At 60.3% G+C, this 25,902-nt stretch carries 20 protein-coding genes and 1 tRNA gene; 11 read left to right on the plus strand and 10 right to left on the minus strand.

From position 1 onward, the window contains the following. Window positions 1-399: 399 nt before the first annotated feature. Window positions 400-1,029 (plus strand): hypothetical protein, encoded by a 630-nt coding sequence (locus EOE18_RS18870; RefSeq protein ID WP_246027513.1) that lies wholly within the window; start codon window positions 400-402, stop codon window positions 1,027-1,029. 12 nt (window positions 1,030-1,041) lie between these two features. Here EOE18_RS18870 and EOE18_RS16595 read toward each other — a convergent pair whose 3' ends face one another. Then, window positions 1,042-2,124: a helix-turn-helix transcriptional regulator gene (locus tag EOE18_RS16595; RefSeq protein WP_127711597.1), complete on the minus strand. Its 1,083-nt coding sequence runs from the start codon at window positions 2,122-2,124 to the stop codon at window positions 1,042-1,044. A gap of 420 nt (window positions 2,125-2,544) precedes the next feature. On the opposite strand from EOE18_RS16595, the gene EOE18_RS16600 reads away from it, so the two are divergent. The 3 genes from EOE18_RS16600 (at window position 2,545) to EOE18_RS16610 (ending at window position 6,577) form a co-directional block, all read left to right on the plus strand. After that, window positions 2,545-3,777 (plus strand): surface lipoprotein assembly modifier, encoded by a 1,233-nt coding sequence (locus EOE18_RS16600; protein WP_164852800.1) that lies wholly within the window; start codon window positions 2,545-2,547, stop codon window positions 3,775-3,777. 33 nt (window positions 3,778-3,810) lie between these two features. Beyond that, a complete protein-coding gene (locus EOE18_RS16605; protein ID WP_127711601.1) occupies window positions 3,811-4,797 on the plus strand; it encodes a transferrin-binding protein-like solute binding protein in 987 nt (328 codons plus the stop codon). A 295-nt stretch (window positions 4,798-5,092) separates the two neighbouring features. Then, on the plus strand, window positions 5,093-6,577 hold the full coding sequence (locus EOE18_RS16610; RefSeq protein ID WP_127711603.1) for a porin: 1,485 nt from the start codon (window positions 5,093-5,095) through the stop codon (window positions 6,575-6,577). Here the strand turns inward: EOE18_RS16610 and EOE18_RS16615 are convergent. Together EOE18_RS16615 and EOE18_RS16620 are read right to left on the minus strand one after the other, a co-directional pair. Then, window positions 6,574-7,182, minus strand: coding sequence for a hypothetical protein (locus tag EOE18_RS16615; RefSeq protein WP_127711605.1), 609 nt, complete (start codon window positions 7,180-7,182; stop codon window positions 6,574-6,576). The genes EOE18_RS16610 and EOE18_RS16615 overlap by 4 nt on opposite strands. A 12-nt stretch (window positions 7,183-7,194) precedes the next feature. Then, on the minus strand, window positions 7,195-8,190 hold the full coding sequence (locus EOE18_RS16620) for a sterol desaturase family protein (RefSeq protein WP_127711607.1): 996 nt from the start codon (window positions 8,188-8,190) through the stop codon (window positions 7,195-7,197). 175 nt (window positions 8,191-8,365) lie between these two features. Between EOE18_RS16620 and EOE18_RS16625 the strand changes: the two genes are divergently transcribed. Next, complete coding sequence (locus EOE18_RS16625; RefSeq protein ID WP_127711609.1) at window positions 8,366-9,124, plus strand: sulfite exporter TauE/SafE family protein; 759 nt, start codon at window positions 8,366-8,368, stop codon at window positions 9,122-9,124. A 174-nt stretch (window positions 9,125-9,298) separates the two neighbouring features. Then, window positions 9,299-10,189 (plus strand): DUF6615 family protein, encoded by an 891-nt coding sequence (locus EOE18_RS16630; RefSeq protein ID WP_342772674.1) that lies wholly within the window; start codon window positions 9,299-9,301, stop codon window positions 10,187-10,189. A gap of 91 nt (window positions 10,190-10,280) precedes the next feature. On the opposite strand, the gene EOE18_RS16635 is transcribed toward EOE18_RS16630, so the two are convergent. Next, window positions 10,281-11,657 carry an alginate export family protein gene (locus tag EOE18_RS16635; protein ID WP_246027514.1) on the minus strand — a complete coding sequence of 459 codons (1,377 nt, stop codon included), beginning with the start codon at window positions 11,655-11,657 and terminating at the stop codon, window positions 10,281-10,283. 116 nt (window positions 11,658-11,773) lie between these two features. Between EOE18_RS16635 and EOE18_RS16640 the strand changes: the two genes are divergently transcribed. The 3 genes from EOE18_RS16640 to EOE18_RS16650 all read left to right on the plus strand — a co-directional run bounded on the left by EOE18_RS16640 (window position 11,774) and on the right by EOE18_RS16650 (window position 17,548). After that, window positions 11,774-11,959, plus strand: a complete 186-nt coding sequence (locus EOE18_RS16640; protein WP_127711613.1) for a DUF4169 family protein — start codon at window positions 11,774-11,776, stop codon at window positions 11,957-11,959. A gap of 491 nt (window positions 11,960-12,450) precedes the next feature. Then, window positions 12,451-15,453: a TonB-dependent receptor domain-containing protein gene (locus EOE18_RS16645; protein WP_127711615.1), complete on the plus strand. Its 3,003-nt coding sequence runs from the start codon at window positions 12,451-12,453 to the stop codon at window positions 15,451-15,453. A gap of 88 nt (window positions 15,454-15,541) precedes the next feature. Then, window positions 15,542-17,548, plus strand: coding sequence for a tetratricopeptide repeat-containing sulfotransferase family protein (locus EOE18_RS16650; protein ID WP_127711617.1), 2,007 nt, complete (start codon window positions 15,542-15,544; stop codon window positions 17,546-17,548). Here the strand turns inward: EOE18_RS16650 and EOE18_RS16655 are convergent. The 3 genes from EOE18_RS16655 to EOE18_RS16665 form a co-directional block, all read right to left on the minus strand. Further along, window positions 17,545-19,737, minus strand: coding sequence for a putative bifunctional diguanylate cyclase/phosphodiesterase (locus EOE18_RS16655; RefSeq protein WP_127711619.1), 2,193 nt, complete (start codon window positions 19,735-19,737; stop codon window positions 17,545-17,547). The genes EOE18_RS16650 and EOE18_RS16655 overlap by 4 nt on opposite strands. Continuing rightward, window positions 19,734-21,644: an ATP-binding protein gene (locus tag EOE18_RS16660; protein ID WP_164852801.1), complete on the minus strand. Its 1,911-nt coding sequence runs from the start codon at window positions 21,642-21,644 to the stop codon at window positions 19,734-19,736. The genes EOE18_RS16655 and EOE18_RS16660 overlap by 4 nt, the downstream gene beginning before the upstream one ends. 100 nt (window positions 21,645-21,744) lie before the next feature. Next, window positions 21,745-21,821: transfer RNA gene (locus EOE18_RS16665), tRNA-Arg, on the minus strand. 76 nt (window positions 21,822-21,897) lie between these two features. Between EOE18_RS16665 and EOE18_RS16670 the strand changes: the two genes are divergently transcribed. Beyond that, a complete protein-coding gene (locus EOE18_RS16670; protein ID WP_127711623.1) occupies window positions 21,898-22,719 on the plus strand; it encodes a queuosine precursor transporter in 822 nt (273 codons plus the stop codon). A 38-nt stretch (window positions 22,720-22,757) separates the two neighbouring features. On the opposite strand, the gene EOE18_RS16675 is transcribed toward EOE18_RS16670, so the two are convergent. Both EOE18_RS16675 and EOE18_RS16680 read right to left on the minus strand, forming a co-directional pair. Further along, the gene (locus tag EOE18_RS16675) at window positions 22,758-23,150 is read right to left on the minus strand and encodes a hypothetical protein (protein ID WP_127711625.1); all 393 of its coding nucleotides are present in this window, start codon (window positions 23,148-23,150) and stop codon (window positions 22,758-22,760) included. Between the two features lie 598 nt (window positions 23,151-23,748). Continuing rightward, window positions 23,749-23,949 carry a PspC domain-containing protein gene (locus tag EOE18_RS16680; RefSeq protein ID WP_127711627.1) on the minus strand — a complete coding sequence of 67 codons (201 nt, stop codon included), beginning with the start codon at window positions 23,947-23,949 and terminating at the stop codon, window positions 23,749-23,751. 213 nt (window positions 23,950-24,162) lie between these two features. Here EOE18_RS16680 and recF point away from each other — a divergent pair, with 213 nt between their 5' ends. Beyond that, the gene (gene recF / locus EOE18_RS16685) at window positions 24,163-25,260 is read left to right on the plus strand and encodes a DNA replication/repair protein RecF (protein WP_127711629.1); all 1,098 of its coding nucleotides are present in this window, start codon (window positions 24,163-24,165) and stop codon (window positions 25,258-25,260) included. Here the strand turns inward: recF and EOE18_RS16690 are convergent. Continuing rightward, complete coding sequence (locus EOE18_RS16690) at window positions 25,257-25,718, minus strand: hypothetical protein (protein WP_127711631.1); 462 nt, start codon at window positions 25,716-25,718, stop codon at window positions 25,257-25,259. The genes recF and EOE18_RS16690 overlap by 4 nt on opposite strands. Window positions 25,719-25,902 lie beyond the last annotated feature (184 nt).

The raw sequence follows: 25,902 nt of genomic DNA on the forward strand, positions 1-25,902 counted from the left end.
CTGGGTCCTTCCTTTGGGCTTGGTGCTGATGACAGTCGATTTTGGCTGGCGCATCTTCCGATGGGCACGTCCAAAACGCGCGCCCTCCGAGGAAACTCCTACGTAGATAATTTGTCCACGCCGCCTAGCCTGTCGGCAGCATCCAGATACGGATAGTATAATATCAATTATCGTGAACGAGGTAATTTATCGGCAAGATTATAGGGATTGCAAAGGCCCCCCGCCCTTTGCCCGCCGGAGGCAAATTCCCCCTTCCCAAAAAATCGCGCAGCGATAAGCGCCCAACAGCGCCCCCCCTGCCCACCACACAAAACCCTCTGTCCTACACATCCTCACCTTTGATATTCACCGGCTCCCCCTCGAACTTGGTCGTTGGTGCGGGGGGAATGGAGGCTGGTGATGGGTTGCATGTGCGCTTGCGGCGGGGCGGTGAGTGAGGTTTCGGCTCATGGGGTTTCGGCGATGGAGGCGGTGACCAGCGCCAGCGCGCGGCCTGGCCGGCGGACCAGTCGGGTGGCGTTTGCGGGGGAGGCGCCGGTGGAGGGGGACCCGCTGCTGGGCTTTGCGCCTTATGTGCATAAACAGCCGCGGCGCAATGCGATTACGCCGGATCGGCAGCGGGCATTTATTGCGGCGCTGGCGGCCAGCGGGATTGTGACGCAGGCGGCGCGGGCCATCGGGGCGAGTTTGGAGGCTTTATATCGCTTACGCAATCAACCGGGGGCGGAAGGCTTTGCGGCGGCGTGGGAGGCGGCGGCGGATGAGGCGGAAGTGCCCCCCTGCCCCGCGCCCGATGCTGAGGCGGGGCCGGTGGGCGGGCATCATTTCCGCCCGCTGGACGATTTGCTGCACAAGGGTGACAAGGCCTTGGGCTTTCCGCATTTGAGTGGGCAGCGGCGGATGCGACAGCAATTGGGTCTGACCAATATGCGGCACGATCCTTTGACGATAGAGGAAGAGGATGTCCTGCGTTGGCAGGCCGATCTGGACGCAGGGCGGATCGGGCCAAGGTCTCGCGGGGAGGTTTAGCCCCGCCTGGGCCTAACCCCGCCTAGGAAAGGTGGCGAGCAGTTTGAGCAGCGAGGTCTGGCGGCTGACGCCGGTTTTGTGGAACAGGGATTTCATCTGGCTCTTGATGGTTTCGCGCCCGACACCGCGACCGGCGGCGATCTCCTCAACCGATTTTTCCGCCAGCAGGTTTTGCGCCAGCGCCGCCTCCATATTGGACAGGCCATAGGCGTTTTGCACCGCCATCATGGTGGCGGGGGCGGGATGGGCCTCGGGGTCGTCCAGTTTCAGGATGGCGCCGCTTTGGCCGTGGAAACCGGCGGGCAAAACCACAATGCGATAGGGGCGCAGGCCCGAGGGGCGGCGGCAGAGAAAGCCGCTTTGCGCGTCCATGTTACGGTCGATCATGGCGGCAACGGCGGATTTTAACGCCGCATGCAGCGCAGGCGTGACATCGATACGGCTGTTGCGCAGGGCAAGACCGTCGCGCTGGTCGAACATCTGCTGCGCACGGGCGGACAGGCCCAGCACACGCAAGTCCTTGTCCACGCGCACCAGCCCCTGATCGGATTGATCGGCCAGATCCTGCAGCGAGGCCGCCTTGTCCCGCGCATGGCCCACCATTTGGCGTAGCGACAGGATGCGATTCAAATGGCGGTAGATATCGTCCAGTCCGGCCTGATCCTTTGCGGTAAAGGCGGCATCCGAGGCAGCCCTGTGCACCGCCAGCATCACCCCCGCCTTCGCCAGATTGGGCACCACCGCCAGACAGCGGCCCGTGTCATCGCCATAGGCGCGGTAAAGTTCGTTATAGATCGCGGTCTGCTGGAACTGTTCGGGCGTCATGATCGCGTCCAGCGCGGCGGCGCGGTCAAAGCGCCCGACTTTCACGCCCAGCGCGGTCCAGGGGTCTTGGTGGATATAGTCCTGAATGTAATGGCCCACGATGTCATCGGACCAATATTTGGCCTGTAGGGCAACAGGCACCCCGCCCGCCTCCAGTTCCACAAATACAGCCGAACGCGTGCCCGCCGCCTCGGCAAGCCGCAGCGAGAGTGTCGAGAAAGCCTTGTCATCATCGATGGCTGCATAAAGGCCATCCAGATCCAGCCGCACCTTTGTTGCCCCCAATTCTGTAAAAAAGTCCCCCGCCGGAACAGAATCACTCTCGTTTGTGTGACCGATCTTGTTCAGGCTGACTATCCTATATCCCCCAAGCGGGGGATGAGAATTACCCAAAAAGGCACATTATTTCAAAATGGGTCACATCCAGTTCGGCCCTGCGCCACTCCGATGGCAGGGCTTCGTACCAAAAGGGTTCTTGGACAATCCTTTAGAGCGCCCTTCTCACATCTTCTCTCATCAGATGCATTGACTTGGCGCAACTTTGCTTGACAGCTTGTTGCAGCCGATTAAGTCCCTGCGGCGATGTTTTGCAACATTTTGAAATATACTGTGGCGCAAATGGCGCTTTGTAGCGCCTTTGTTGCAATGGCGCCCCTTTGCGCTGCGGCACAGGAAGCCCCGCCGCAACAGATGACGGCCGCGCAACTTTTCCAATATGCCGATCAATTGAGCGCATCGGGCCAGTATGCCTCTGCCGAAACCGCCTATCGCGCGCTGGCCAAACACCCCGAACCCGAATTGCGGCGCGAGGCGCGGTTCCGTCTGGCGATGATGATGGCGCATCGGCAAAGGCGCTATGGCGAGGCGGCGCTGGAATTGCGGCTCATTCTGGATGAAAAGCCCGATGCGGCGGGCGTAAGGCTGGAACTGGCGCGGATCGAGGCGATGGACGGGCAGGTCGGCGCCGCCACCCGCGACTTGCGCGCGGCGCAGGCAGGGCGGCTGCCGGTCGATGTCGAAAGGATGGTCCGCTTTTACGAACAGGTCTTGTCGGCCCAGCGGCCCTATGGCGGATCGCTGGAAATCAATCTGGCCCCCGACAGCAATGTGAACCGCGCGACATCGTCGGGAACCTTGGGCACGGTGCTGGGCGATTTCACGCTGGATGATCGGGCCAAAGCGCATTCGGGCTTGGGTCTTGGCCTTCGCGGACAGGCCTATGCGCGTCAGGGCCTGTCTAGCGGGCTGTTCATGGTCGGGCGCGTCTCGGCCAGCGCCGACCTCTATCGCCAGACCGCCTATCAGGACGTGGTGCTGGCCCCTGCCGCCGGACCGGAACTGGTCAAGGGGCGGCACCGCATCACGCTTTCGGGCGGGCCCTTGTGGCGCTGGCATGGCGGGCAGCTTTACACCAGCGGCGCGCTGGCCAGTGCGGCATGGAGCCTGCCCCTGTCCCCGCGCACGCAAGGCAGGCTGGAACTGGCGGCGACCGGCACGACCAACCATTTCAACGCTCTGGAAAATGGCCACGCCTTCACCCTGTCGGCCAGCCTCGACCATGCCTTTTCCGCCAGCACGGGCGGCACTTTGCGTAGCTTTGCCAATCGGGTGGAGGCACGCGACCCTGCCTTTGCCAACCGCAGCGCGGGCGCCTCGGTCAGCCTGTGGGCCGATGTCGGCCATACCACCGTCGTGGCCAGCGCAGGCGGGGCCTATTTGCAGGCCGACGCACGCTTTGCCCTGTTCCCCGATGCACGCCGCGACATCAGCGCCAACGCCAGTCTGGCCGCCAGCTTTCGCCATCTGCGCTGGCATGGCTTCGTGCCTTTGCTGCGCGCACGTTACGAACGCAATTGGTCCAGCGTGGGCCTGTGGGATTACAGCCGTTTTTCAGGAGAGGTCGGGGTTGGTTCGGTGCTTTGACACGATGCCCTGCCAAATGGAGACTAAAAGAGCATGCGACATTCTTTTATATCCCGCGCCTTGGTTCTGGCGCCTTTGATGGCGCTGGCCGCTTGTGGCGGCGGCGATGGGGCAGGCGTACAAAGCGCCTCGTCCAACCCCGCGCCCAGCTATACCAAGTTCAACGACCTGTCGGGTTCGCAGACCATGGCGGCCTCGGGGCTTTTGTATAATGTGCGCAGCATCAATGGCGCGACGACCCTGACCATCGAGGCCGTTGATCCGGCGATTGCCACCGCCAATTACAATGCCACCACCGGTTCGGTATCCCTGACCGGCCCGCAGGGTCGCGCTTCCAGCTTTACCTCGGCCGATATTATCAGCCAGACCACCAGCGCCACCGCCTACCAAAAGGGCGTGGGCAGCGTGTCGGTATCCCCCACCATTCCGGCCGAGCGCCTGACGGTTTCGACGCCCAATGTTGCGGGCGTTGATCTGAACTATACCCGTATCGGCAGCTGGGCGATCTGGAACACCACCTATAACAATTATCAGACCAGCACCGGCATTTTCGGCGTGAACACGCTGTCCAGCGACATGCCGCGCACCGGTTCGGCCAGTTACAACACCACCGTCGTGGGCAGCGCCCTGCACAATAGCGGGTCCTTCCCCACCTTCCGCATCGACAGCGCAACCTCCACCGCCACCTTCTCCGCCAATTTCGGCACCAATAGCGTCAGCACCGCGATCAACATTTCCGCCTTTCCCCAGACGGGCGTGAGCAATGGCGCGGCGACCTATTCCACGGTGGCCACGCCCCTGTTCAACATGAGCGGTTCGGGCACGATCAGCAGCACCGGATCGACCTTCAGCGGGACGATTTCCTCCACCAGCGCCAACACCAATCTGACCGGTCAGTTTGCCGGTGGCTTCTTTGGCCCGCAGGCCGCCGAAATGGGCTATTTCTTTGGCGCCAGCGGCACCATGCCCAGCGGCTATGCGGGCTATGTTCTGGGCACGGTAACCGGCCGCAAACCCTGATCGCTACGGCGATGGCAAAGGAAGGGGGCTTGGGCAGCGACACCCGGCCCCCTTTTTTGCGCGCAATGTCGGAACAATTTGCGCCAGCGGGGGTGGCTATCCCGCCGTCCAATTATGACAGGAATCATCATAAAAACGTCATAAAATGGCCATTCGGACGTGTGGCGGGCGCAGTTTAGCGCTCCTCCACCGCCTTTGAACTGTCATATTGACTCCAAACTGTCACAGCTTTGTCACAAAACTGACCTAGGCGCGTCACAATTCGTGGGCGGGTCGTGGATCGGGATCAAGTGTGATGACTGGCATCAAGACGTTTAAGCATGCATTAATGATGGGCGTGGCGGCGCTGGTTCCGCAGCAGGCATTGGCCCGCACTTCGGCAGAAACCCGCGAAATCCGCCAATTAAAGCGCGAAGTGGAAGAGTTGAAGCAGCAGATGCGCGCTTTGACCGAGGCCGCCGCCGCCGCACAAAGCCGCGCTGCAACGCCTGCCCCCGCGGCCGTAATCGCCAATGCGGAAAATGTGACAAAGCCTGTTGTCACAATTGCCAATGCGGCTCCTGTGGCTGCTGCGGCCCCTGTTTTGGCGGCCGCCCCTGCCCCCGTTGCCGCCCCGCATGCCCCCGCCGCCCATGGCAAGGTCTGGTATGAAAAGCTGATGCTGCGCGGCTATACCCAGTTCCGCGTCAATGAAATCCTGTCGGGTGCCGATACTGCGCCCAGCGGCGTGTCACGCCTGCGCTCGGTTCAGGATGCGGCGCTGTCGGACAAGGGCAATTTCTCGATCCGCCGTGCGCGTCTGGTGGTGCAGGGCGACATTTCCAGCCGCGTCTCGCTTTACATGCAAGGCGATCTGGCCAGTTCGGTCAGCAACCAGACCAGCAGCGAAAAGCGCGAAGGCTTCTTCCAGATGCGCGATGCCTATGCCGATGTCTATCTGGACAAACATCGCACATTCAAGCTGCGTTTCGGCCAAAGCAAAGTGCCGGTGGGCTGGGAAAATATGCAGTCCTCTTCTAACCGTCTGGCCTTGGACCGCAGCGATGCGATTGACAGCGCGGTGCCCGGCGAGCGCGACATGGGTGTGGTGGCCTATTACACCCCTGCCCGCGTCCAACATATCTGGGACAGACTGGCCAAGGATGGGCAAAAACTGTTTGGCAATTATGGCGCCTTTGGTCTGGGCCTTTACAATGGGCAAGGCGTGAACCGCACCGAAAGCAACAATGGCCTGATGAAAGTAGCCTTTGTCACATGGCCGGTGGAATTGGGCGGCGCATTCAAGGGGCAGGTGATCGAATTTGGCGGGTCGCTGATGCAGAACAAGATCCAGCCCGAAATCCGCACCGGCGGCGTCAGCGCGATTGCCTATAATGAAAAGCGGGTTAGCCTGCACGCCATGCTTTACCCCAAACCCTTTGGCCTGCAGGCCGAATGGACGTGGGGACAAACGCCCGCATGGGACAAGAGCGTGAGCGCCATGGTCAATAAGGGGCTCGACGGCGGCTATGTTCAGGCCATGTACCGTCTGCCGCACACGGCCGTGGGACAGATCATGCCCTTTGCCCGTTGGCAATATTATCGCGGCGGGTGGAAGGGCTCGGTCAATTCACCCTTCCTTGAAACCGACGAATTGGAATTGGGTGTGGAATGGCAACCGATGAAAGAGGTGGAATTCACCGTCACCTATAGCGATACCAAGCGCAGCGAGGCGGATGAGCGCCGCAGCGGCCAAGCCCATGGGCAATTGGTCCGCGCGCAGGTGCAGTGGAACTATTAAACTTCCAGAGCCAATTGGCGCAGGAACAGGCGGCGGACCAGCCAAGGTTCCAGAAAACGCCCGATAAGGTAGAGCGCGGCAAAGATACCGGCAAAGACATAGGCGGCGGTGGGGGAGAATTTCTTGGCCTTTTTCTCCGCCGCGCTTTCCTTCTTTTTGGCGTCCGGCTTTTCGGGTGCGGGCGCACCAAGCCATTGGTCGATGGGGTGCATCGGCAGGGCTGCTTTGGGCTTTTCAGGGGCTTTGGCGGTGACGGGGGCCTTTTCCATCTGGCCCGCAAAAATGGTCAATTGGCCAAAGGCAAGGAACAGCAAGGGCGCCAGAAAGCAGAGCAGCAGCGCGCGGCTGCGCATATGATAGGTCAGTACGGGACCAGCCTCGCCCTGCTCCACCTGCAACAGGCCCTGTTCAAACACGGCCATCTTGTCCTGTGCGGCGGGGTCTTTCTTGGCAAAGCGCAGCTGATTCTGGAAACGCTCGTAATTGGTGCCCACTTGTCGGAACAGGGGCGCCAGCCGGTCAAAGGCTTCCTCGCTGGAGGTTTGCGCGCTGAGTGGCAGGCTGCCCTGCACGTTCCAGATCCAGTCGATGAAGCGCAGGTTCATGGTGCCTCTCCCTTATTCCGCCGGACCGAGTTCGGCAGATGCGGCCATCGGGCGGCTGAATTTGCCCTTCAGCGTTTTCCAGCCCTCGGTGAAGGGGTAGGTCATCTGCTCGCCAATCGACATGCGGCGACCGCCTTCCATGCCCAGCAATTCGGCCTCGCCATCGACGCAGGTGCCGAAGATGCGGTCGATGATGATGAAGTCTCCGGCATAATTGCTGCGTGTGGCTTCATAATCCTGCGAATGGTGGATGCTGTGATGTTCGGTGGTGTTGAACAGGAAACGCCACCAGACCGGCGTGTTAAACCGCACATTGATATGTTGATAGGTGCCGATGCCAAGGCGGAAGGCCCCCGCGATCAGGAAAGCGCGCGGCATGAAGTCGAAAAACCCGCCGACGCCCAACCCGATCAGGAACAGCTCCACCGGATTGCCCACCGCGCCCTTGTTGATGTTGAGCTGGGTGATATAATGATGCACCGAATGGGTCAGCCACAGCGGATACCAATTATGCATGCCGCGATGCATCCAATATTGGCCGAAATCGAAAATGAAGGCTATCAGGAAACCTTGCAGGATCAGCGGCAGGGTGACAAACCATGTCAGCTTGTCCCAATGGAAATGGCTCTGGATCGCCTCGATCATCACATCGTCGCCGATGTAATTGTCCACCAGCCGCAGGATCGTATAGCCCAGCCCGACATAGAACAGGTCGGTGGCCAGTTCCTTCCACGTCAATTGCCAGCTTTCAAAACGCGGGTTCACCCATTCCAGCGCCAGCAGCAACACGCGAAAGCCGATGCCGATCCAGATGCCGGTGGAAGCCTTGGCGATGTCATTAGGCGCGTAATACCAGAATGCCAGCAGCGCGAATAAAGCGGCGGGCTGAAAATAGGTGAAGATGAATTGCTTGACCGGCCCACCTTCTACGCGGGGGACATTGTCCCATCCCACGTTGACCGGCGCATCGGCCCCAATAATTCTCTTCCCTACGCGAACGCCCTGCATATGGCCCCCTGGCGATTAGTGATGCCATGGGCAGGATGACTTGAAAGGCCCGCATTCCTGATACGTCATCGGGCGTATGGCAATCCGCGCGAAATCTGAACGAGTGTCCTAGGACTCGGGTGCTGGATTAGAGGGCTGAGTCTGCTATGGCCTTATCTTGAAAGGTAAACGCCCCATGCTTGATACGCCCGCCGCCATAGCCTGCGCCCTTGTCGCCGTGATCGTCTCCGGACTTGCCAAAGGCGGCTTTGCAGGGCTTGGCGGGCTGGCCATGCCGATCATGGTGCTGGCCAATGCGCCGGTGGAAAGCGCCGCCGTCATGCTGCCCATCCTGATCGTGCAGGATGCGGTGAGCGTCTGGTCTTTCCGCCGCAGTTGGGACGGGGGCGTGCTCAAAGTCATGGTGCCCGGCATGACTTTGGGCGTGGTGCTGGGCTATTTCTTTTCGCGTCTGGTCAGCGAGGGATCGGTGTTACTGGCGGTGGGCGTGGTGTCCATGCTGTTTGGCCTGCAACGCCTGTGGCAGGAACGCGGCGGCGCGGTCGCCCTGCCCTCCACCTCCCCCCGCTGGGTCGGCCTGATCTTCGGCGCCGCCTCCGGCTTTACCAGCCATGTCGCCCATGCAGGCGCCCCGCCCTTCCAGATGTGGGTCCTGCCCCGCAAGCTGCCCCGCGACTCCCTCGTCGGCACCACCGCCATTGCCTTCGCCTATATGAACTGGATCAAAGTGCCCGCCTATGCCGCCCTCGGCCAGTTCACCCCCGCCAACCTCTGGCACTCCGCCCTCCTCGGGCCAGTGGCCTTGGCCTCCACCTTCGCCGGCGTCCACATCGTCCGCCGCGTGGATGCGGCCAAGTTCTACCGTCTGATCTATTGTCTGATGATCTTGGTGGGCGTGAAGCTGGTGTGGGATGGGGTGATGTTTGCGGGGTGATGGTTGGGGGTTTTTAGGGTGCGTTTGGTGGGGTTTTGGGATGCCTCCGGCGGGCAAAGGGCGGCGGCCCTTTGCAATCCCAGTTAGGAACCTTCCCAACTACAACTTATCAACGTTGACATAGAACACACTTAAATACATAAAATAAATATATTTTTCTAACGCAAGGCTCGTATGAATCCTCTTTGTCAGTTCGCCCACCGCTTTCCAAATATTATAGCAGAGTTTCTAGAACGAGATCGACACAAAACTCGAAATTTCCGCGAAGAAACTGTAACAGACATGCTCATGGCTGCATTGATAGGCTTAGAGCCGTACGGAGTGAAAGTAGACTTCCCGATAAACGAGGCGTTGACCGGCGACGACATGGACTGGGAATTCGTCGATCTGAACCCCAACAGCAAAGGGCGGTACTTTCGGCTACATATACAAGCCAAAAGAGCAAAGGAGATCAAACTCAAGAAAAGTAGCTACTGGGTGTACAATGAAATCGATCATGGATTAACATTCGGCAATTCACCACCCGCAAATGTCAAGCCAAATGTAAAATATTACGGGGCTCAGCATTACAAGTTAGTAAACGAGGCAAAAAAAATTAACAATTGCGCCGCCCTCTATATGTTTTACAACCCAAAATCATCCCTAACCAGCAACAACTGCACAGTGCCAAGTGTAGACGGGATAAATTGGATGTTTGCTGATTTAATTAAGGAAAATTTAAACGTCACGAGGTGGCCAGTAAACGACAGGAAGGTTGAAACCTTGCGTCCGCATTTTCAACCACTCCACAAACTATTGTGCTTCAACAACAATGGCGGTAAAAATTTCCCCCGACGCCCTCCACCATGGCTTCCCCGCCCAGACGACATCACAAAGCTTCTTAACAGTCAACGAGAAGACAGTGATGACAGAATTTACTCATCGGAAGAAAATATACCACATGAATTAATGGAATCAATTAAAAATCCAAATGAATACACCAGGGAGTTAGGAAGAAAGACTGTGACATTTATTACTGACTATAGGAAGTGGACCAAAGAACCGTCGTTTTCAACCACCCCATAATCGGGATTGCAAAGGGCCCCCGCCCTTTGCCCGCCGGAGGCAAAAAACCTCAACCCAAGCCGAAGGCTTTCCGCCCAGCAAAACACCCCCCTCAGAAAAACCCCGTCACGTTCAAACTCACATATTTCGTATCCCCAGCCGGACGGTTGGGCGCACGCTCCAGAAACTCGCCGCGCAGGATGAAGGCGCTGTCCAGTTCAAAGCGGAGGCGTTTGGGCACCAGCCAGTGGCGCAGGCGCATGTCGATCTGGTGACCGGCGAAAGTGCCGGACTGGCCCTTGGCGTCGCGGACGGAGGTGTTGGAGAAGCTGTCATGGGCGTCGGCCAGCCAGAGGGCGCGATAGCCGAGGAAGGCGTCGGTGGCTTTGGAGGGGGTGACTTCGACGCGGATGCCGGGGGTGAGGAGGTTGGAGCGGCCAAGCTCGCTATAGAGGCCTGCGGGGCCGAGGTCGGCGCGGCGCATGCCGAACAGGGTGTCGAAACGGCCATAGGTGCCGGAGGTGCCATCGCCGCTGGCGCGGTCGAGTTCGGCGAGGATATGGGGCTTCCACTTGCCCGCCATACTATAGCCCAGCGTGGCGCGCAGGAAGGTGGCGCTGACGTTGAGGGTCGCAGCGGTGGGCGCGGTGGAGGCGCTAGCGTGGCCCCATTGATAGATGCCTTCGACGCCCCAATCGAACTTGCCCAGTTTGGGATCGGTACCGGCGCGCAGGTTGATATTGTTGAGCGAGCGGTCGCGGGTGTTGCGGCCGGGTTGGTCATGTTCGCCGAAATGGACAAAGACCGCTTCCTTCATGAAACGGCTGCCCTTGGCCTGATGCGACACCAGCCCGCCCCAGAGGACGGCGGCGAGGGATTCCTTGTCCAGCGCGCTGGCATTGTCCAGCAATTGCGCCTGCGCATCGGGCAGGCGGGTTTGCGGCATCACGTAGAAACCGGTGAAAGTAGTGCCTTGTTTATTGGTCACATCGGCGCGGATGCCGGTATAGCCGCTGGTGGTGTTGCGGTAATCATCGGCGGCGATCAGGCGGCGTGAACCGACCGCCAGCATGAAGCGCCCCGCCACCACGGTCGTATGCGTGTCCGCGCCCAAAGCCTTGCCCAGATCGGCCTGAATATAGGCCTGCACCGGCTCCAGCGTGTTGACATCGGTGGTGGAGACCGGCGATCCGCGGTTGGTGTTCCACACGCGGCTGTCCCATAATTCGCCCACCACTTGCAACCAGTCATGCTTGTAATCGAGGTGGAGGATGGTGCGGCTGCTGACCCAATCTTCGGACGGGTTGAAACCGGCGCGGGCCTGGCCGTCGATGGCTTCGTAACGCAGGCGGATATTGCCGTTGAAGGTAAAGCCGTCTTTGGGCGCTTCGGCGGCTTGGGCCTGTTGGGGCAGGAAACCCGCCGCCAATGGCAAAACGGCCACACCAATGGCCTTGGCCAGACCGGTCATACCCCCACGAAACTTCATAAACCCCCCGAAACCCGCATTTTAACCCTCCCCATATGGCAAAAAAGAATGAAGGCTTGAAGGTAGAACGCCTAGGGGATAGGCCGAGAAATCCTTTCAGAGGCATAAGGATAGGCATGGCCGAGATCATCAACCTGCGCATGGCCCGCAAGGCCCGCGCCCGCAACGATGCCGCCACGCAGGCGCAGGCCAATCGCGCCAAACATGGCCAGACCAAGGCGCAGAAACAGTCGGCCAAGCGTGAACAGGACCGGTTGGACCGCGCGGTGGATGGCGCGAAACTGGACCGGCCCGAGGAATAGGGCGACGAGTCGGCGGCCCTATCCCCGTCAAGACCCAATTTCGCGCCCGCGCATTTTATCCGGCACAGCGCCCTTTCCGGCGCGAAAATGCCGCTCAAAATTGCTGACATGGGTGTAAATAAAACAAATAGATTGCAGCCCCTCCCCGACATTGGTTGCGTGCCGCCGCCACATCGGGACATATCCTTTCCCATTGCGTCAATGTTGCAACTCTATGCCCCGATTATCGCATCGGGCAACTTGTGACCGCCGCGCCACAAGTGTGACAATTCAGGGACATAGACCCCAAATCCCCCTTGGCGCGGGCGAAATCCATGGCGCAAAAAGCCCCCACTATCCCGCCAATCGGCGGCCATTGACGCGTCTTTGCCCCCTGCAAAACGCGCCATTGGCCAAGGGTGCGACAGCCTGTTGGCGGGCATGGAACCATGGGGGCATCCATGGGCCTTCGCGCCCCAACGGCCTGCCCCTTCACCATACGAAGGGTTGTTATGAACACACTCCACACTCTGCGGATCAGCGCCGCACCGCTGGTTCTGGGTCTGGCCATGGTGGCCGGTTCGGCCCATGCGCAACAGGCTCCCTCGATCACCAACGGCAATGCGGGCAGCGCGCTGGCCAGCGAAGCCCCCGCCGCCGACACGATTGTCGTCACCGGCAGCCGCATCGCCAATCCCAACCTGAAGGCTTTGGCGCCGATCACCACGCTTAACGCCACCGACATCAAGGCTTCCGGCGTCAGCAGCGCGGAAGAATTGATCAACCAATTGCCGCAAGTGTTTGCGGGCCAAGGCTCCACCGTGTCGAATGGCGCCACCGGCACCGCCACGGTCGACCTGCGCGGCCTGGGTTCCACCCGCACGCTGGTGCTGGTCAATGGCCGCCGCCTGATGCCCGGCGATCCGGGCAGCTCGGCCGCCGACCTCAACTTCATCCCCACCTCGCTGGTCAAGCGCGTCGACGTGCTGACCGGCGGCGCATCGGCCACCTATGGCGCGGATGCGGTGGCGGGCGTGGTGAACTTTGTGCTCGACAAGGATTTCACCGGCTTCCGCTTTGATATCGAGGATGGCCTCTACAACCACTATAACGGCAACCGCGAGGTGCAGAACCTGCTGAACAAGCGGATCAATGCCGGTCTGTCGGGTTATAATTACCCGCAGGGCAATACGTGGGACGGCAATGGCTATAATGGCACTTTGGCCTATGGCGCCAAATTTGCCGATGGTCGCGGGCATGTGATGGCCTATGTCGGCCACCGTCACCAGAATGCCGTGGCGCAATCGCAGCGCGACTATAGCTCCTGCTCGATCAACAAGGCGGGCACGGCTTGCGGTGGTTCGGCCACAGCCAATGGCGCCAATGGCCTCTATTATCCGGCGGGCTCCTCCTCCTCCACCATTGGCGCCTTTGGCAATGGCACGCTGACCGAGGGCACCTCCAACCTCTTCAACTATGCCCCCACCAATTATTACCAGCGCAATGACAACCGCTGGAATGCGGGCCTGTTCGGCGATCTGGAAGTCAGCCCGGCGCTGCACCCCTATTTCGAATTCATGTTCATGTCCGACCGCACCGTGGCGCAAATCGCGCCCTCGGGCGATTTCGGCAACACGCTGACCATCAATTGCGACAATCCCTATCTGTCCTCGGCGCAAAAAAGCACCATTTGCAACAGCAGCAATATGGTGACCGGCTATACCGCCACCGGCTATCCGATCACCGCCTCGGGCGACCAGTCGTTGATCAACACCGCCGCCACCAACAGCACCACCGCCTATCTGCAATTGCTGTGGCGCAACATCTATGGCCAGCCGCGCAAGAGCGACCTGCGCCACCAGTCCTATCGCAGCGTGATGGGTACGCGCGGCGATCTGGGCAATGGTTGGGCCTATGATGCCTATCTGCAATATGGCCGCACCGCCTATAAGCAGGTCTATACCGGCGAAGTATCGGTGTCGCGCATGGCCAACGCCCTGAACGCGGTGACCGATTCCAGCGGCAATGTGGTTTGCGCATCGGGTTCCGCCGATGGCTGTTCGCCGATCAACCTGTTCACCGGCACGCCTTCGGCCGCCTCGCTGGCCTATATCAGCGCGACCGGCGTGATGACCGGCTATACCAGCGAACTGGTCGCCAGCGCGCAATTGACCGGCGATTTGACGCAATATGGCGTCAAGACGCCTTGGGCCGACACGGGCGCCAACATCGCCATCGGCACCGAATTCCGCCGCGAAGGTCTGGCGCTGCATCCCGACAATGCCTTCATTACCGGCGATCTGGCTGGTCAGGGCGGCGCGACACTGCCGATCGAGGGCAATTACAAGGTGATCGAAGGGATCATCGAGGCGCAGGTGCCGATCATCGAAAACAAGATGAATTTCAACACCGGCTACCGCTTCTCGCATTACCAGCTGTCGACCGGCCGCACCTATGACACGCATACCTACAAGTTCGGGCTGGACTATACGCCGGTTCCCGATGTGCGTCTGCGTGCGGGCTTCAACCGTTCGGTGCGTGCGCCCAACCTGCAGGAACTGTTCGCCACCCAGCATGTCGCGCTGGACGGTTCGACCGACCCCTGCGCCGACCAGAGCACGATCAGCACCTCCTGCGCCTTGCAGGGCGTGACCGGATCGGTGGCCTCCAATCCGGCGGGCCAGTATAATGGTCTGGTGGGGGGCAACCCCAACCTTAACCCCGAAGTGGCCTATACCAAGACCTTGGGTGTGGTGCTGACCCCGCATCAATTGCGCGGCTTCACCATTTCGGCGGATTATTTCAACATCCGCATCGATGATGCCATCCAGTCCTATGGCGCGGATGCCATCCTCTCGGCCTGCTATAACAATGCCAATTCCTCGGCATGCAGCCTGATCAGCCGCGCCAGCAATGGTTCGCTCTGGATGAGCTCCAATGGCTATGTGGTCGATATTCCGCATAATATTGGCTGGATCAAGGATGCCGGTTTCGACCTCAACGCCAGCTATACCCATGATCTGGGCCGTCTGGGCCGGTTGACCGCCAGCATGAACGGCACGGTTCTGGCGCAATATGCGGTGAACAATGGCCTGACCGAGGCCTATGACTGCGCGGGCTATTACGGCACCACTTGCGGCGTGCCCGCGCCGACATGGCGCCACCGCGCCCGCTTTGCGCTGGATACGAAGCGTAATCTGGTGGTCTCGCTGGTGTGGCGTTACATCGGGCCGGTGTCGGTGGATTATTCCAACCCCAGTTCGACCCTGCATGCCAGCAGCTACAGCGCCTATGCCGCGCATATCAAGCCCTACAGCTATTTCGACCTGTCGGTGAATGGTTCGGTGGGCAGCCATATCCAATGGCGTGCGGGCGTGAAGAACCTGCTGGACAAGGATCCGCCGTTGGTGGGCTCTGGCTCGTGCTCCAGCACCTATTGCAATGGCAACACCTATGGCGGGGTCTATGACTCGATGGGGCGTTATGTCTTTACCGGCATGACCTTCTCGTTCTGATCACGCGCTGATCCGGCATGAAGGCGGCGCTTCCCGCGATGGGGAGCGCCGCTTTTGCCGTTTAGAGATTTCACGAAAGAGGCAAAGGATGCAGCAGGACGCGGGATTGATGGCGGTGCTGGGGCTGGCGCGGCAGGGGCGATTTGCGCAGGCCGCCGATGCGGCAGAGGCAGCCTTGGCCCATGGGCGGCGCGATGCGCCCATGCTGGCGCTGGCCGGTGCGATTGCGCTGCAATTGGGCGACTGGCCGCGCGCGGTGGAGCATCTGGCCGCTGCCTTGGCGCTGGCGCCGGAAGACCCGGTGGTGCGGCGCAATCTGGCGCAGGCCTATCATCAGGTCGGCGACTATGCCGCCCTGCTGCCACTGGCACAGGCGCCCCATGGCGAGCGCGATGCCAGCCTGCAATTGGCGGGCCTTGCCGGTCATGCCGCGCAAAGCCTTGGCCTGCATGAACAGGCCCTGCCCCATTACCGCCTGATCCTTGCGCGCCAGCCGCAAGACTGGGCCTGCTGGAACAATCTGGGCAACAGTTTGCGCGCCTTGGGCCGCGTGGCGGAGGCGGTAGATGCCTTGCGCCGCGCGCTGGATCTGGCGCCTGACGCAAGGCCGATAAGGCTCAATCTGGCCCATGCCTTGATCGACACGGCCGCCTATGACGAGGCAGAGGCCCTGCTGGCGCGCATGATCGCGCAGGATGGGCAAGACCCCCACCCCCATTTCGCCCGCTATAGCCTGTTGCTGGCACAGGGGCGCGAGGAGGAGGCCTTCCTTGCCGTCAGCCAAGCCGCCGCTCTGGCGCCTGACCGCGCCGATATCGCCAAAGCCTTGGGTCAACACGGATTGCGGCTGGGCCATTTCGCGCAGGCACAGGCGGCGCTGGAAAGGGCCATGGATTTGCAGGGTGATGATGAGGTGGTGGTAGCGCTGGCCTCGGCGCTGGAAAGGCGCAATCAGGAGCGGGCCCTGCCTGCCCTGCGCCTACGTGCCGAGGCTGCGGGCGCGTCTCCTGCGGGCGTGTCCCCTGCGGTGCTGTGTTTCATCGACGCCCTGCTGGCGCGGCGCGCGGGCGACCATGCCACCGCTTTGGCTGCGCTGGAGGGGGCGCAACCCGTGATGGCGCAGGACCAGTGGCATGCCCTGCGCGGGCAGGCGCTGGACCGGCTGGGGCGGTATGATGAGGCCTTTGCCAGTTTCGCCGCGATGAACGCGCTGCAATCCGCCGCGCCCAACCAGCCAAGGATCCGCGCCGCCGCCTATCGTCAGGCTTTGCTGAACGCGCGGGACAGGGTCGACGCGGCATGGCTGGCCCGTTGGCAGGAGGTGGACCAGAAGCCCACCCGCCCTGCTCCCGTATTCCTGCTGGGTTTCCCGCGTTCAGGCACCACTTTGCTCGACACGATGTTGATGGCTGATCCACGCGTGCTGGTGCTGGAGGAAGAACCCTTCATCGGCGATCTGGATGCCGCGCTGGGCGGGATCGAGGCCTTGCCCGACCTGTCGCCCGACCAGATCACACAGGCACGGGAGAGCTATTTTGCGCGTATCGCGGCGGGTGGCCCTTTGAGCGATGACACTTTGGTGATCGACAAGCACCCGATGCATCTGGCCAAGCTGCCCACCATCCTGCGCCTGTTTCCCGATGCGCGCTTCATCCTCGCCCTGCGTCACCCCTGCGATGCGGTGCTCAGTTGTTTCATGACCAGTTTCCGCCCCAATGACGCCATGGCCAATTTCCTCGATCTGGGCGATGCGGCGGCGCTGTATGATATTGCCTTTGGCCTGTGGGAGCAGCTGCGCGCCCTGTTGCCCATGGCGGTGTCCACCATCCGCTACGAGGATCTGGTGGCCGATCCGCAAGCGCAATTGCGCCCTTTATTTGCCACGCTGGGTCTGGACTGGCCCGAACAGGGTATCGACCATCGCGCCGCCGCCCGCCAACGCGGCACCGTCACCACCGCCAGCTATGCGCAGGTGACCGAGCCGCTTTACCGCCGCGCGGCGGGGCGCTGGCTTGCCTATGCCGCCGATCTGGCGCCGGTGCTGCCCGTTCTGGCGCCTTGGATCGCACGCTATGGCTATGCGCCGGGCGATTAGGCCGCCTTGTTCTCGACGGGCGGCAGGGCTTGGGGGATCATTCGCCCGATCGCCTCGGCGGGCAAGGGCCGGCTGAACAGATAGCCCTGCACCTCGTGGCAAGACTGGGCGCGCAGGAAGGCCAGTTGCCGGTCATCCTCCACCCCTTCGGCGGTGCATTCCAGGCCAAGGCTTTCGGCCAGACTGAAAATGCCCTGCACCACGGCGGCGGCATGGGGCTGGGTCGCCACCTCGGCCATGAAACTGCGGTCGATCTTGATCCGGTCCAGCGGGAAACGGCGCAGATAGGAGAGCGAGGACCAGCCGGTGCCGAAATCATCCAGCGACAATTGCACGCCCATGGCCTTGAGCGCCTGCATGATCTCTATGGTGGTTTCGGTGTCGTTGAGAGTCAGCCCCTCGGTCAATTCCAGTTCCAGCCATTGCGGGTCCATGCCCGACAGGTCCAGCGCGCGGCGCACGCTGGCCACAATGTCGCCGCGATAGAATTGCTGGGCCGACAGGTTCACGCTGACACGGATTGGCGGCAATCCGGCATCCTGCCATGCCTTGTTCTGGCGGCAGGCCTGTTCCAGCGCCCATTCGCCCAGTTCCACGATCAGGCCCAATTCCTCCAGCAAGGGCACGAACAGGCCGGGCAGCACCACCCCCTGTTGCGGATGGTTCCAGCGCAGCAGAGCCTCTACGCCGGTGATGCGATAATCATCCAGCGCCACTTGCGGTTGGTAATAGAGCGAGAATTCCTGCCGAGCCACGGCCTGATGGATGTCATCGGCCAATTGCTGGCGGCGCATGGTGGCCTCGTTCATCGCGGCGGTGAACATGCGATGCACCCCGCGCCCATGGCTCTTGGCCTCGTACATGGCGGTGTCGGCCGCGCGCAGCAGATTGTTGGCATCCTCGCCATCATGGGGGAACAGGCTGACGCCGATACTGCCGCCAATATGCAATTGGTGCTGCTCGATCGGGAAAGGCCGCTTCAATTCGCGCAAGACCTTGCCCGCCACCGTATCAATGTCATTGGCCGACAGAACATCGCCCAGCAGCAGGACAAATTCATCGCCCCCCAACCGCGCCGCCGTATCGCATTCGCGCAAACAGGCGCGCAACCGGTCGGCCACCGTCTGCAACAGAATATCGCCGACATGGTGACCCAGCGAGTCATTGACATGTTTGAAATGGTCAAGGTCGAGCATCATCACCGCCACCTGCCCCTTTTGGCGGCGGGCATGGGCGATGGAACGTTCCAGCCTGTCGGCCAACAGGCTGCGGTTGGGCAGCCCCGTCAACGCATCATGCAAGGCCAGATAGCGCACCCGCGCCTCGGCCTGTTTGCGTTCGGTGATGTTGCGGATGTTATACTGGATCATCGGCTGATCCTGCGCCTCATAGAGCAGGCCGATCACCTCGACATCCACCCCCGCGCCCGATGCGTCCTGCATCACCCAGTCGTCATATTTCACCCGCTGGCAACGCAGAATATCCTCGACGCTGGAATGCGCGGCGGGGATTTGGGCAAAGGCGACCAGATCGCCAAGGCGTTGCCCCAAAAGGCTGTCACGTGGCTGGCCCAGCATGGCGATGATCGCCGGATTGGCATCGATCACCTGCCCGCTTTGCCCGTCCACCAACAGGATGCCGTCATGCGCGGTTTCAAACAGGCGGCGATAGGCCAGGGCTGATTTCTGCAAGCCTTCCTCGGCCTCGTGGCGGGCCAGCACGGCTTCCTGTAGCCGCAAGTTCTTGCGCGCCAGCCGCAATTGCGCATCGCGCAGGGCAAGATGGGTTTTGACCCGCGCCAGCAATTCCTCGGTCTGGAACGGCTTGCTGATATAATCCACCCCGCCCGCCTGAAAGGCCGAGACCTTGTCGCTGACATCGGTCAGCGCGGTCATGAAGATGACCGGAATATCGGCGGTGGCCGGATTGGCCTTTAACCGGCGGCAGGTTTCAAACCCGTCGATGCCGGGCATCATCACATCCAGCAGGATCAGATCGGGCACCACAAATTCGGCGCGTTTGAGCGCCTCATGCCCGTCGAGCGCCACGGTGACATTGTAATCATGCTCTTCCAGATGTTCGCCCACCACGCCCAGATTGGCGGGGTTATCGTCCACCACCATGATGGTCTGGACGCTCTGCCGGACCTCTTCCTCGCCCAGCGGAAATTGCGCCGATAGGTCGGTCATGCGCGCGCCTCCATCGCGCCTTCAATCAAGGCCAGCAGGGCCTGCGACTGGAAAGCCCGCGCCATGGTGGTGACCGCATCGGCAAAGGGCGCATAGGCCGCCTGCGCCTTGGCCAGTTTTTCCGCCTCGGCGCGCACTTGCCGCATATTGCCAGCCATGGCGGCTGCATGCAGATCGCCCAGTTCTTCGGGCTTGGGGTGGAGCATGGCCTGTTCGACCGGCGCGGGCGCTTCTTCCTCCACGATCCAGTCCATGGCTAAAGCCTCGCCCACCAGACGCACCAGTTCGGCCCGTTCCAAAGGTTTGGGCAGGAAGGAGCAAGCCCCCGCCTCCAAAGCCCGCGCCTGATTTTCGGGCGAGATGCCCGAGGATACCGCCATGATGGGGATGGTGTCGAAACGCGGGTTCTGGCGCAGGACACAGATGGCTTCCAACCCGTCCATCACCGGCATGCGAATATCCATCAGCACCAGATCGGGCGGATTGTCCAAGGCCTGCGCGATACCGGCCCGCGCATCGGGGGCCTGTTCCACCACAAAGCCCAGTTCGGCCAGCATCGCCACCATCACCTCGCGGTTGGCGGTGATGTCATCGACCACCAGCACCGTCTTGCGCTCGCCCCGATAGCCGGTGCAGTCACGGGCGCGGTCGCTGCTGGCGGGTTGGACATGGGTAACGGGCAAGGCAACGTCGAACCAGAACAGGCTGCCCTCGCCCGGTGTGCTTTCCACCTTCAACTCGCTGCCCATCATCTCGATCAATTGGCGGGTGATCGACAGGCCAAGGCCGGTGCCCCCTGCCCGCCGGTCGGTCGCGCCGACCTGCTCAAAGGGTTTGAAGATATTGGCAACATCCTCCGCTGCGATGCCGATGCCGGTGTCGCGTACCGAGAAATTGAGCCGCACTTCGGCATCCTGTGTCACCAGCACGCTGACTGCCAAGGTCACGCCGCCGCGATCGGTGAATTTGGCGGCATTGCTCAGAAGATTGAGCAGCACCTGCCGCAAACGCTTTTCATCGGCCAGCACAAAGGCGGGCAGATCGGGCGCGAAGTCGCAGGTAAAGCCAATCGCCTTTTCCTCTGTCCGCACCCGCATGATCGCGCCAATGCCATGCAGGAAGCCGGGCAGATCGACGCTGGCGGGATAAAGTTCAAACTTGCCCGCCTCGATCTTGGACAGGTCAAGAATATCGTTGATAAGGGTCAGCAGATGCGCGCCGCTGTCATGAATGGTGCTGGCGGCATCCTTGTGCCTTTGGGCCAGCCCCTGATCACGCATCAGCAATTGGGCATAGCCCATCACCGCATTGAGCGGGGTGCGCAATTCATGGCTCATATTGGCCAGGAAATGCGATTTGGCCTGACTGGCGCTTTCGGCCACCGCCTTGGCAGCGGCCAATTCGCGACCCTTTTCTTCCAGCAAGGCCTCGGCGCGCTGCCTTTCGGCGATTTCCTCCTGCAACTGGCAAATGGCGGCATCGCGTTCGACGATGCGTTCGGCCAGCGCCTCATTGGCCAGACGCAATTGCGTGGGCGACGGGATGGCCAGCAATTTGGGCATCAAGGGCCATAGCACCAAAGCGGTCGCCACCGAGACCACCGCGGTCAGCGCTTTGACCAGCGCCTGTATCCCGTAAATCGGCCACCACAAGGTGATGATCGAGATGATATGCGTCGCCCCACAGGCGAGGATGAACACCGCAAAGCAGAAGAAGATCCAGCTGAAAGCGATATCGCCCCGCTTGCGCACCAAAACGACCAAGGCGACCGGAATGGTCAAATAGGCCAAGGCCGTCACCGCATCGGCGATAACATGGGTCCAGATCAATTCCGGTTGCCACAACAGGCAATAGCCATGCGGCGCATAGCCCTGCGCATGGAGCAGTTTTTGCAGATATTCGAACAAGGCGCCGCCTCCCGGCCCGGGGGATTGGGAAAAGCATGGCATAGCGCCCCCCGATTGGGATTTGATGCAAGGCGGGATAGGGGTTTTTTAGGGGTGGTTTTGGCGCGCCCGGCAGGGTTCGAACCTGCGGCCTAGTGCTTAGAAGGCACTTGCTCTATCCAGCTGAGCTACGAGCGCGCGTATCAAAGTCGACTTCCTTTCCCCCCCATAGCCATCTCTTGCAGCTTTCGCAAAGGTGCTTCATCCTAAATTTATGAATCAGCCAATCCCCCCCGCCAAAAATCTGGCCCGTATCGAAGGCAGCGCCGGTGCGCGCCGCCATTTCCGCTATTTCGATTATACGATGGCCGCCTTTGTCGCCATCCTGCTGCTGTCCAACTTGATCGGCGCGGCCAAGACATCGGTGGTCCATCTTGGCGGGCATGACATCACCTTTGGCGCGGGCATCCTCTTTTTCCCCATCAGCTATATTCTGGGTGACGTGCTGACCGAGGTCTATGGCTATGCCCATGCGCGGCGCTGTGTCTGGGTGGGTTTCTTCGCCTTGATCTTTATGGCGATTATGTCGGTGGTGGTGGTGGCCATGCCGGCCAAGGGCGACTGGGGTTGCGCCGCCAGCGGCGATCCGGTGTTCGCGGGCATTCTGGCGCAAAAAGGCGCAGGCTACATCTGCCAATCGACCTATATCAGCGTGTTCGGCAGCACATGGCGCATTGTCGCGGCCTCGCTGGTCGCCTTTTGGGCAGGCGAATTTGTGAACAGCTTTGTGCTGGCCAAAATGAAGATCATGACCCAGGGCAAGCATTTGTGGACGCGAACCTGGGGCAGCACGATTTGCGGTCAGGCGGTGGACAGCCTGCTGTTCTATCCGCTGGCCTTTGCCGGTGTGTGGACCACGCAAAATATGCTGATGGTCTTGGTCACCAATTGGGCGTTGAAAGTGGCTTGGGAAATCGTGCTGACGCCAGCGACCTATGCCGTGGTGGGCTATCTCAAGCAGCGCGAAGGGGTCGATGTGTTCGACACGGACACCAGCTTCTCCCCCTTCAGCAGCGAACCGGAGGAAGTGGCCTGACAGGCCCAGCCCCAGTCCCGCCGGACTGGGGCAGTTGATTAAATAGACTGAAAATAATCGGCGATGGCTTGGCGCGATGCCTCGGTCAATTCGGCGTAGATTTCGGTGTCTTCATCGCGCTGGCACAGCACGACCGAGCCTTCTGTGGCCATGACATTCATGATACGCGCCAGCGTCGAGGGATTCGCACGCAGCGTCTCACTCAATTGCCGAAGCGACACCAGTTGCCCCATGCATTCGGCCAGTGACAGTTGCATCAGGATTTCCCACGAGGGATGAGCGCCAAAGGCGGCACCCGCGATGCTCGCCCTTTTTCCGGCCAAAGCGATTGCGCGCCTCAACTGCGCTTCTTTCAGCGCATCGCCAGCAATTGCCCCTTCGGCTGCGGGCATACCCATCTGGATCATCAGATCCTTCTTATCCTTGCCCATCGCTGTCCTTCCTGCCTTCAGTATCCCGTTTGCACCGTGACGATCCGGTTAGAACATGGGCTGAATGTCTTATCATTGATTAAGGACATTTTTGGCAAGAAATCCAAAGTTTGACAAGGACCTACTAACGTCTAAGGCATCAAGCTTTCGGTTACGGAAGAATTTTTATCACCAGAATCTTTCAGAGCATCTATGGCCCCCGCGATCATCGCCGCTGCCACCGCGTGCTCCGATTCATCCAGACGAGCAAGAATCTCCTCAAGGCTTTCAATGACTTGCCTCATAACCATCACCCCAAATACGTGCGACCACCTATCTTATTTTCAGAATCCTTGTTTAAAACAGGATGGTGAAAAATTCCAGTCTGGGCCCCTTTTGGGATAATTTCTGCGCCTATATTCCTTAATATTGATAATCATTCGATATTTTCTAAGCCAAGCCGAAAGCCAGGCCCCGAAACATCCAGTTCGGTCTTTATAATGAAAACGATCACGCCTCGGGACATTCTCGCTGCATTCCATCACAAAGGCCCGAAACCCAGCATTTCCGGTCATTTTGCTGGACGTAAACGCAGGAAATGAGCAATTGTTCCCGTCACCTAGTCGGCAACCAGTGCCAGCACGAGATAGACGATCAGGGCCGAGCCGAAGCCGAGCAAAGCGCCCAGAACAAAGGCGATACGAACCAAAGTGGTATCAAAACCACTATAAGCAGCAAGCCCCGCACAGACGCCCAGCAGTTTTTTGTTGCCACGATCCAGAACGAAACGCGCTTTGGGGCTCTGGTTAAAATCACGCATAAAGTCTACTCCCTGTTGATATTGCCCTTTGGGGCAATGCCGATGCCAATTGTTCAGCATAGACCGTGCCAATTGCCCAAACCCCCGAAATCCGGCACCAGCCCGCAAAACTTCACAGCAAAAAACCCCAAAGCTTGGTATTTCCCGCCAAGCTCGCCTCATTCCCCGCCAGCCCCCTAGCCTCCGCAAGGCAGTTGCTTTAGGTGCAGGCTTATGGCGCTAGACCGCATCCACCTTGGCTGGTTCCGCAACCACCGCGCCACCGCGCTGGTGGGCACGGGCGCGTTCAACCTGCTGGTGGGCGAAAATGGCGCGGGCAAGACCAATGTGCTGGAGGCGATTTCCCTATTCGCCCCCGGTCGCGGGCTGCGCCGTGCGGCCCTGCCCGACATGGCCGGGCAGGATGGCGATGGGGCCTTTGCCGTCTCGGCCGATCTGATCGCCGATGGGGCAGCGTTAAGGCTGGGCACAGGCACCGCGCCCGACAAACCTGGAAGGCGGCTCGTGCGGGTCAATGGTGCGGATAGCACCGCGCTAAGCCTATCGGAATGGCTGGGCCTGTTCTGGCTGACGCCGGCGATGGACCGACTTTTCATGGAATCGCCAGGCGGACGGCGGCGATTTGTGGACCGGTTGGCGCTGGCACTGGACCCTGCCCATGCCGCCCATGCCGCCCGCACCGAAGCGGCCATCCGTGAACGCAACCGCCTGCTCTCCGCCCCGCAAGAGCCCGATGCACGCTGGCTTGATGCTATAGAGGCGGGTCTGGCCGATTGCGGCTCGGCGCTGGCGCAAGGGCGGGCGCGGCTGATCGAGGCGCTCAATGGCCAGTTGGAGGCCCTGCCCGACACGCCCTTTGCGCGGCCCATGCTGGCCTATCAGGCGGGCGGGCCAATCGAACGGGAGGCTTTGGCCCAAGCCCTGCGCGACAATCGCCGCCGTGATCGCGCGGCGCAGCGCACGCTGACCGGACCGCAGCGCGATGATCTTTCGGTCATCATGGCCACCAAGAACCAGCCTGCGGCGGAATGTTCCACCGGCGAGCAAAAGGCGATGTTGATTGCCATCACTTTGGCCCATGCCGAATTGGGGCAGGCGCAGGAGAGCCAGCCCCGCCCGCGCCTGTTATTGCTGGACGAAGTGGCCGCCCATCTCGACCCGATCCGCCGCGCCGCCCTGTTTGAAAGGCTGGAAGGTGGCCGCGCGCAAGTATGGATGACCGGCACCGAAATGGCGCCCTTTGAAGCGTTACAAGGCAAGGCCGCCTGTTGGCAGGTGGCTGGCGGGCAAGTGCAGCGCGCTGATGCTTAAAAAGCATGCCTCATATTCAGGCCACAAACGACCCCCTGAACTAGCAAAGTTGCAACCTGAAAACTCACTGCAGTGCGAGCATCTTCTTTGAAAAGATTTTTCGCAACCACATAATGCAAGGCTCCAAACCCCGCTTTCATCAGCACGATCTTTTCAACAGAAGGTCGCCGTCCAAATATGGGATTTCCCTCTTGGCAGTTTGGCTTATGCACACAAGATATTGTTTGAGCAGCATCCAATGCATTCAATATTTGGTAAGCAGCCTCCAACTTCACGAACAATTTCCCCTGCTCATCCTGATCACCTTCTTTAGAAAACTCCCTTTTAAATTCTATCTTAGAATAGCTTTCCGGATTTGGAGGGCCATAAACATCAGAGCAACGCGCAGAACTCTCTAGTAACACAAAAGAGGTGATTGTTACTAAAAAAAATCGCAGAAATCTGTTGATTTTATTCATAAATCCTCCACATAACCCCAGGTGAATTATGTGGAAAACCGCCAACTAAGTAAGCTGAACCGCATCCAATTTGGTTGGCAGTTAGATTGGAAAATCACTACCCCGCTCAAATCAAAGCGTATGCCGCGTTTAATTGGGAATTGCTAGATTCAATCAAGGAAATGTCCAAAGAATCTATCGCTTT

Origin of the sequence: Novosphingobium umbonatum (assembly GCF_004005905.1) — a bacterium.
Lineage (GTDB): Bacteria > Pseudomonadota > Alphaproteobacteria > Sphingomonadales > Sphingomonadaceae > Novosphingobium > Novosphingobium umbonatum.